An 8,122-nucleotide genomic window follows, 5' to 3' on the forward strand; every position below is an offset into this window, starting at 1 on the left:
CTCCAATCCTTCCCGCAGGCTGGTCTGCGCCCGCCATCCGGTCTTCGTCTCGAGTTGCGAAGAATCGGCCAGCAAGGCACGGACTTCGGAATTCTGCGGCCGCAGACGGCGTTCGTCGCGGTGAACGGGTTTTTTGGAGCCGCTCAACTCGAGCACCAGATCCAATACGTCCGAGACCGTCACAGCGCGCTGGCTTCCGGCATTGTAGGCATGGCCGAATTCGAGCTCGGCCGAACCTGCGGTCAGGAACGCCGCCGCAGTGTCTTCCACAAAAGTAAGGTCGCGGACCGGACTTGTGTCCCCGACCATGATCGCCGGGCAGTTTTTGTCGAGAGCCTGCCTAATGATGGTCGGCACGATGGCCCGCTCACTCTGACGTGGGCCGTAGGTATTGAACGGTCGCATAATCACGACGGGGACGTCGAACGACCTGGCGTAGGACTCTGCCATCATGTCCGCGCCGATCTTGGATGCCGAATAGGGTGACTGGCCCTGCAGCGGATGGGATTCGCGGATAGGCATGGTCTGTGCGGTGCCATAGACCTCGCTGGTCGAGGTGTGCACCACACGCTCTGTCTCCCATTGCCGCGCCGCTTCGAGGACATTCACTGTGCCCAGGATGTTGGTCTCCACATAGGATTGGGCGGCCGCGTATGAGTATGGAATCGCAATGAGTGCGGCGAGATGAAACACAACGGCCTGGCCACGCATGATCCGGCTCAGGAACGCGCTGTCGCGAACGTCGCCGCGGACGAGGTTCAACTGGTTTCGAATGGTGTCCGGCAAATCATCCAGCCAACCATGACTGTCGAAGGAATTGTAGAGGGCGAGCGCCGTGACATCCGCCCCACTACGGACGAGCGCTTCGGTGAGATGCGACCCGATGAACCCATCGGCACCCGTAACCAGAACTTTCCTACCCCTGTAGTTCATGACTAAGCGTTCCTCCCCCTATGACGTGAAGCGCTGACTTGCGAGTTCACCAGAGCCTGGCCATGCCAAGCATTTCTCACATGCCGATTGGTGGCGGCGAGACCAGGCCGACCGGCGGCCGCGAGACCAAGCCGACAACCGCCAGAAAGCCGCGCATCATCCAGATGATGTCAGCGGCGATCGTCCGCTGCGGATAGTAGGAGAGGTCGATCCTGGCCTTGGCAGGAAACAGAACCTCGCGGTAGAACAGTACCGGATCCGCGGATCGCGGATAGAATTTGGCCTCATGCCGGAAGAGAACCTGGGCCGGACCCAACAAGCCTGGCTTGTATTGTAGAACGGCCTCAAAGCCACCGCGGAAACAATCGGCAAAGACAAGGCTCTCCGGCCGCGGCCCGACAATTGCCATCTCGCCTCTGAAGACATTCCACAATTGCGGGAGCTCGTCGAACTTGGTGAGGGCGAGGAACCGACCTATTCTCGTCATGCGGCTGTCGCCGGCCATGGTCAGCGCCAAGCCGCCGGGATCGCATCGCACCGCGAATTTGCGAAACTTATACATGCGGAACGGGCGCCCACCGGCACCCACGCGGGTCTGCGTAAAGAAGATGGGCCGGCCGCCTTCCAGTAAGAGCGCCAGGGCGATCACCAGCATCAGCGGAGCGAAGACTATGGCGGCTGCTGTAGCGATTACGAGATCAATTGCTCGTCTCGCAAACCCATGGGCGGCGCTTGAGACAACAGATCGATGGATGGATAAATCCAAGGCATTCATGCTGCTGTTCCTGCTTGGGCGCAACTGTGGACTGCAGCGGCAAGAGCAGCCGCCACTGATTCGACGACAGGCGCGGTGATCTGGGGATGCAGTGGCACAGTGAGCTCACGCTGGGCAAAGTCCTCTGTCCGCGGCAAATATGTGCCGGGGAAAAGCTCGCGATAAAGCGTCATCTGGTGCACCGGCGGATAGTGGATGGTGGTTTGTATTCCTTGCCTGCGCAATTCATCGATGACGTCTTGCCTGTCAGCGTAACGCGGCAAAAGGATGGGCATGATATGATAGGCGGACGTCCGCGGCTCGTGGAACGGAACTGTCACGGCCGGACAATGTTTTGCGATCAGACGTCGATACAGCATGACCAGAATACGCCTGATCTCGTTCCACTCCTGCAAATTCTGCAGCTGGACCAGTCCGATTGCAGCGCGCATTTCATCCATGCGATAGTTGAATCCGAGCATGGTGACATCGTACTGCGGCGTGCGACTGTTCAGCCTCTGATGTGTCCCCGTGGTCATGCCGTGCCCACGGGCCTGGCGGATTGTCTCAAGCAGCTTGGGATCTCGGGCAATCACGGCCCCACCTTCCGCCGTGGTCATATTTTTGTTGCCATAGAAGCTGAAGGCGGCCGCGGCACCAAATGTACCTACCTCCTTCAGGCCGGGCGCATGCGCGGCATCCTCGATGATCTGCAGCCCTCGGGCACGAGCGAACTTCTGCCATTCTTCCCGATTGGCGAGATAGCCGGCAAAATGCACGAGAATGACCGCCTTGGTGCGCGCAGTGCATCGCGCTTCAGCTTCCACGATCGACATCAGCGGCACGTCGGCCGACTCGATATCGACAAAGACCGGAGTGGCACCGACGTAGAGAACCGCGTTTGCGGTCGCCACGAAGGTCATTGACGGGACCAGCACTTCGTCGCCTGGTCCGATACCGAGTGCATGTAGAATGAGATGAAGCGCTGCAGTACAAGAATTGACCGCGACGCAATCCTCTGCACCATGCATGTGGGCAAAAGCCTCTTCAAAGGCTTTCACCTGCTCTCCCATGGTCAGCCAGCCGCTATCGATGACCTTGGACAAAGCTGCCTTCTCCGGCACACCCAAAATTGGGGCACTGACCAAGAGCATCATAACCTCCTAGACTGTTGGACTGTGGGATCGGCTTGGCGATGTCGTCATGCGGCCGTGGCAGTGACCTCGATCGAGGCCGACTGGTCTTCCCAGGAAATGGCTTGTGCATTCTGGAAATCGTCGACGCGCCCAATATCGAGCCAGAGGCCATCATGCTTGTACACGTGGACAGTTGTACCGTTCTGCATCATCTGCAGCATCAGATCGTCAAACCCGAAGGGAATGCCAGATGGAATAAACTGCAGAACGTCTGGATTCATGCAGTAGATTCCCATGCTGACCAGGTGCGAAAGCGTCGGCTTCTCGCGAAAGATCTGCACGGTGTTGTCGACTTCGTCTATGACGCCGAAGTCCATTTTGATCAGGCGGCAAGCTGTCGCGATCGTCACCGGATCGGTGTGCCTGCGGTGCGCTGCCACAAATCGACTGAGGCTTAGATCGGTAAGGACATCGCCGTTGAGGACTATGAATGGTTCTGTCAGCTCATCTCTGATCAATGAGAGCGGTCCGATGGTGCCGAGCGGCTCCATTTCTTGCGTGTATCGAATTTTCAGGTTCCACTGCGAGCCATCTCCGCATACGGTGCGGATCAAGTGGCCGAGATACCCGGTTGTGATGTAGACCTCTTGGATGCCATTGCGTCGCAGCCATTTCAGAAGCATCTCAAGAACCGGTCGAGCACCGATCGGCATGAGCGGTTTCGGCAAGACCGACGTGAAGGGGCGAAGGCGTGTCCCCATTCCACCACATTGAATCACTGCTTTCATCTGGTCCTCCCATGTTCACTCGACCTGAACGCCATCGTTACGCCACAGCATCCGGAAAGCCCGTTCTTGTTCTCTTAAAGGACCGGTGAGGTTTCCCGCCGGCCCTGATCCGGACATTGTAGCTAGATGGTATGTGGCCGTTGGGGGGGATGTCGTCGTGCATTCGAATGGTAGCGATTCAGACATTCTGGTATTCAATAACCGTGCCGATCGACGAAGGCTGGCGCCTCTCGCAGAGGCAGGCTCGGAGCGCGGTTCAGCGATCAGTTCTTGGCCGATCAGCTTGGGGCCACAAGACCGACAAAACCCGAATGAGTGCTTACAATGAGCCTAGTATTCACCAATCGCCGGAACGACCCAGGACAACCCGGCGATTGCGCGGTATCGGCATCGAAGCGAGCTGTTGGGACACGGGTCTTGGAGGCTGAGAACGAATGTTCGACAGGTCAGCCGGCTCCGTTCGCGGAATTCAAAAATAAGAGGAGCGTTTCCCGTTATTTAGGATTATATTAGCAATCTGACGCTTGCGGTGTTGGGGCATCGCAGGTGTTGACTGGATGAACCGACGAGTGGTTGGCCACGACTTTAAGGCCATCACCGTTCAATCATTCCAGGATTCGTTGGGGTAGTTCAATGTATCGAATCGTCATCGCCGACGATCACGGCTTGTATCGTCGTGGCTTGCGATTGGCACTGACCGCAGGCATTCCAGGTGTGGAAATATTTGAGGCGTCGTGTTTCGATGCCGTACTCAGTCTGCTTGCGGAACAGGCGTCAGTTGATCTTGCGATCCTGGACCTGAACATGCCGGGATTGTTCAATCAGGAAGTGCTCAGCGGCATACTGTCGGCTTATCCGGATACACGCTTTGCGATCGTTTCCGGGAATGATTCCCGCTCGGAGATACTCACGGCTCTGTCGATCGGCCTTCACGGCTATATCGTAAAGTCGCAAAGAGACGAGGAGGTGGTCATGGCCGTCAACGAAATCCTTTCGGGCCGCATCTACGTCCCTGCGCTTCTGTCGCGCCCCGGAGCCGCACAAGCAACTCACGTACCTACTCCATCCGAGCATATCCCACATCGACGTACCACCACTGGCAATCTTGGCAGGCTGACCTCGAGGCAAAAGGAGGTCCTCAAGCTGATGGCGGAAGGGTATTCGAATAAGGAAATTGCGCGCGATCTGGAAATCGCCGAAGCGACGACGAAAATTCATGCCGCTGCGGTTCTGCGTGAGCTTGGGGTACGGAATCGGACAGAAGCTGCCGTTATGCTGAAGACTTGGCTAACCAGGGATATCAATTAGAGCGCCGCGTCCTGTTGGGCGCGCAAGGGACGCTCTAAAACTTGAATCTACGCATTATGGCTTCTAGAAACGAGGCCGATTTTTGCGCCAATGCGTTATGGGCCGATTTCCTTGCGCGACAGCCGTAGCGAATATCGCAGCCCGTGATCCGACATTTCCAACTTGGGCGAGTAACCGACAAGCGGCGCCCCATCCACTCCGAGTATCATGGAACCGAAACCATGACGGACAACTTTTGAAGTCCGCCGTCGCCCCGATTCCACCCACTCGAACACGATGTCACTACCTGCGTCTTCAGACGCGAACGTCCAATTTACCTCGATCCGGCCTTTTGAATCGCCAAGCGCTCCATGTTTTAAGGAATTGGTCGCAAGCTCGTGAACAATCATCGCGAAGCTTTCGGCGGCGCCGCCTGAAATCACAACGGAAGGACCGCTGACCGATATGTCGCGTGTTCCCATATACGGCTGCAACTCCTGGACAACGAGATCGTGGAGCATCCCCGACGCATTGCCGTTGCGTGAAAGCAGCAGATGCGTTGCTTCGAGCGCACGAATTCGGTCGACGAGCGTCTCCTTGTACCTGGCGACATTATTCTCGGGAACATCGACCATGTTCACCAGCGCCGTGATCACAGGGAATAGGTTGCTGAACCTGTGGCGTTGTTCGAGCATAATGCGCTCCCGCTTCTTTGCCGCGGCGCGTAGCAGCGTGGTTTGTCGTCGCTCGGTCAGGTCGGCAGCCACGCCGAGCCGCTGTAGACGATCATCGTATTTTTCTTCCCTTCCGCGCAGGGCAACCCAGCGAATATGTCCGTCCGGTCGTCGGACGCGAATCTCGACGTCGTAATTCGTGACTGATGCGAGCTTTCTCGATGCTACCAGCTTTGGCCAGTCCGCCGGATGAATGACGGCTGACAGTTCGTCCAAACGGCGGCTAGCGGCCGGGGGCAGGCCGAGAATGTCCCAGAACGTGCCGGAGCCGGTGACGATCCCGTCTTTAAGGTCGATCCGCCACGTGGCCAGGCGTCCGGCAGACAAAGCGAGATCCAGCCACTCCTTCTGAGCCCGAAGCGCTTCGTGTACGGCTCGTCGTTCCGAGATATCGTCGACCACCACGAAGATGCTCTCTGAGAGAACCCCGTCGGGCACGGATGAAGACAGGGTTAGCCGCGCCCAGAATGCCGAACCGTTCTTTTTTAACAGACGCACCTCCGAAGCGAACGAAGCAGAGTCGTTACCCAGGCCCGCCAGCAACTGCGCCAAGGCATCACGGTCGTCCGGATGAACGAGTGTCTCAAGCCGCAATTGGGCAAGCTCCTCCTCCTCGTAGCCAGTCATCTCACTGAGGCGTCTGTTGGATTGCAGAAGCTCACCTCTCTCGTTGGTGTTTGCGAATCCCATGGCGGCGCGTTCGAAAGCCCAACGGTAGCGGTTTTCGGTTGCTTCGACGGCAGCGAGTCTGGCTTCCGCTACTTCCAGCAGCTCACGCAAGTCCTGCCGCAGCCGATGGAACGTCATGGCAATCACGCCGCCCGAAACCACAAGCAGAATGGCGCGCGCCCAATCTTCGCCGGAGATCTGACCATTTAGGGTGCTTCGTGCCCACAGGCCGGCAGCCACCATCAGGATTGTCGCCGCAAGCGCAGGCCCACGGTCTTCAAGATAGGAAATGATTATAATAGCTGGAATAAATTCCAGAAAACTCGAACCTTCCCCAACATATACTGACGCTTTTTTTTCAAATATCAGTGTAGCAGCCAGTACCAATGCGGAGGCCACATGAGTTAGCAGCCTGCCCGATGGGTTCGAATCCGGCCTGCGCGACTGCGAGTTCATAGTCGTAGACTACAACCATTTGACTAGGCCGTCGAGACTAGAGCAAAAAACGTACAACCTAGTCCGACTGCCGGATTGCCATACCACTATCACAGCGCGCATTTTAACCGACGGGGGGAGGCATGACTTGGTCAGAACTCCTCAGAATATATCGAGTTTCAACGTAATAGGGCCCGTTTTTGCGAGCCCTATGCATACAAGACTGTTTGTAAATCCCGAACAACTTATTTTCGGGCTGTGAAACTTGGGGAGGTTGAAAAATGACTCTGATCGATAGACACAGCGATGTCGTTGCGGGCAAACGATACATTACAATAGGGACCAAGTATAACGCCGGCACGCAGATGACGCGGCCCTCGTATGCTTATCCTTCAACTCGAGCATCAGATCGGCTGGACGCAGAGGGCGACGAACCAAAGAAACGCAGCCTGGAATCCATCACTGGCATGCTCGATCGCATCGGCTGTGGATATCTCGTACTGAACCGCGAAAGAAAAGTAATCGAATGGAACGCAGCTGCCCAAACCACACTGGAGCGCCAGGGCGAAGCGGCTGATACAGCCGGTGAGCTTTCGATAGCCCTAAGGCGGCTGATCGCAAATGTTCCGGCCCATTTCCTGCCGGGTTCACTGTCTTGGGTGGTGATCCGCAGCAGAAGCGACAGGCCGGTGATACTGAAAGAGAACGGCCTTATCGCTCCTGACGGAACGAGCATTGTGGCATTGCTCGATCGTGAGAACAGGTCGGGGCCAAATCCTCAGACACTGCAAAGGATGTTTGGCTTGACGAGCGCGGAAACGCACCTTGCGCTGCGCTTAGCTCAGGGCGATGCGCCGTTGGAGATCGCCCGCAGTTGGCGCCTCAGCCGCACCACGATCCGCTCCCAGCTTGCCTCGCTATTCGCCAAGACCGAAACGAGACGTCAGGCGGAACTGGTGGCTCTTCTGGGGCGCATTTCGGTGTTGCCATAAGGGCCGCCGCCTAGGGGCATGTTCCATCCCGAGAGAATCGGGATGGAGCCCTAACTTATTATTTAACATGATCTTTCCTGACAACCGGTTTGCGCTTCTCGGGATCATGGTCTGGTTCCCAGGCGCCGGGCGTCAGCATCCACCAGGATTCAGGCGGCCGGAATTTGGAGCTGTTCCAACATAGGTTGCCCAACCACGGCTGGCTTCGATGCGCCGGCGTACAACGTCTGGGCGGGGACCACCGGTTGGACAATGATCCACACAACCAGTCTGCTCTTTCCGCGCGCTGAAGATGGAATCCGTTTGATCGCGATCAGACCGCTCCGCGGTGGAACTAGCCCGGGCGGGTTCGATCCTCGTCACCGGGGCCGCAGGCTTCATTGCTATCACGTGG

The 8,122-nt window shown here is 57.2% G+C and carries 7 protein-coding genes; 2 read left to right on the forward strand and 5 right to left on the reverse strand.

Translation table 11 applies throughout. From position 1 onward, the window contains the following. The 4 genes from EOA86_RS13165 to EOA86_RS13180 all read right to left on the reverse strand — a co-directional run. On the reverse strand, positions 1-933 hold a 933-nt coding region (locus tag EOA86_RS13165; RefSeq protein ID WP_128342045.1), incomplete at its 3' end, for an SDR family NAD(P)-dependent oxidoreductase. 76 nt (positions 934-1,009) lie between these two features. Continuing rightward, positions 1,010-1,708, reverse strand: coding sequence for a sugar transferase (locus tag EOA86_RS13170; RefSeq protein ID WP_128342047.1), 699 nt, complete (start codon positions 1,706-1,708; stop codon positions 1,010-1,012). Further along, entirely contained in the window at positions 1,705-2,841 is a 1,137-nt protein-coding gene (locus EOA86_RS13175; RefSeq protein ID WP_128342052.1) for a DegT/DnrJ/EryC1/StrS family aminotransferase, read from the reverse strand. The genes EOA86_RS13170 and EOA86_RS13175 overlap by 4 nt, the downstream gene beginning before the upstream one ends. 47 nt (positions 2,842-2,888) lie before the next feature. Further along, complete coding sequence (locus tag EOA86_RS13180) at positions 2,889-3,611, reverse strand: NDP-sugar synthase (protein ID WP_065009409.1); 723 nt, start codon at positions 3,609-3,611, stop codon at positions 2,889-2,891. A 633-nt stretch (positions 3,612-4,244) separates the two neighbouring features. Between EOA86_RS13180 and EOA86_RS13185 the strand changes: the two genes are divergently transcribed. Further along, complete coding sequence (locus EOA86_RS13185) at positions 4,245-4,919, forward strand: response regulator transcription factor (protein ID WP_127208686.1); 675 nt, start codon at positions 4,245-4,247, stop codon at positions 4,917-4,919. Between the two features lie 95 nt (positions 4,920-5,014). On the opposite strand, the gene EOA86_RS13190 is transcribed toward EOA86_RS13185, so the two are convergent. After that, positions 5,015-6,688 carry a PAS domain S-box protein gene (locus EOA86_RS13190; RefSeq protein WP_348633344.1) on the reverse strand — a complete coding sequence of 558 codons (1,674 nt, stop codon included), beginning with the start codon at positions 6,686-6,688 and terminating at the stop codon, positions 5,015-5,017. A 329-nt stretch (positions 6,689-7,017) separates the two neighbouring features. Between EOA86_RS13190 and EOA86_RS13195 the strand changes: the two genes are divergently transcribed. Continuing rightward, on the forward strand, positions 7,018-7,728 hold the full coding sequence (locus EOA86_RS13195) for a helix-turn-helix transcriptional regulator (protein ID WP_128342050.1): 711 nt from the start codon (positions 7,018-7,020) through the stop codon (positions 7,726-7,728). Positions 7,729-8,122: the final 394 nt, after the last annotated feature.

Source organism: Mesorhizobium sp. M5C.F.Ca.IN.020.32.2.1, from assembly GCF_004023105.1.
Classification (GTDB): Bacteria; Pseudomonadota; Alphaproteobacteria; order Rhizobiales; family Rhizobiaceae; genus Mesorhizobium; species Mesorhizobium wenxiniae.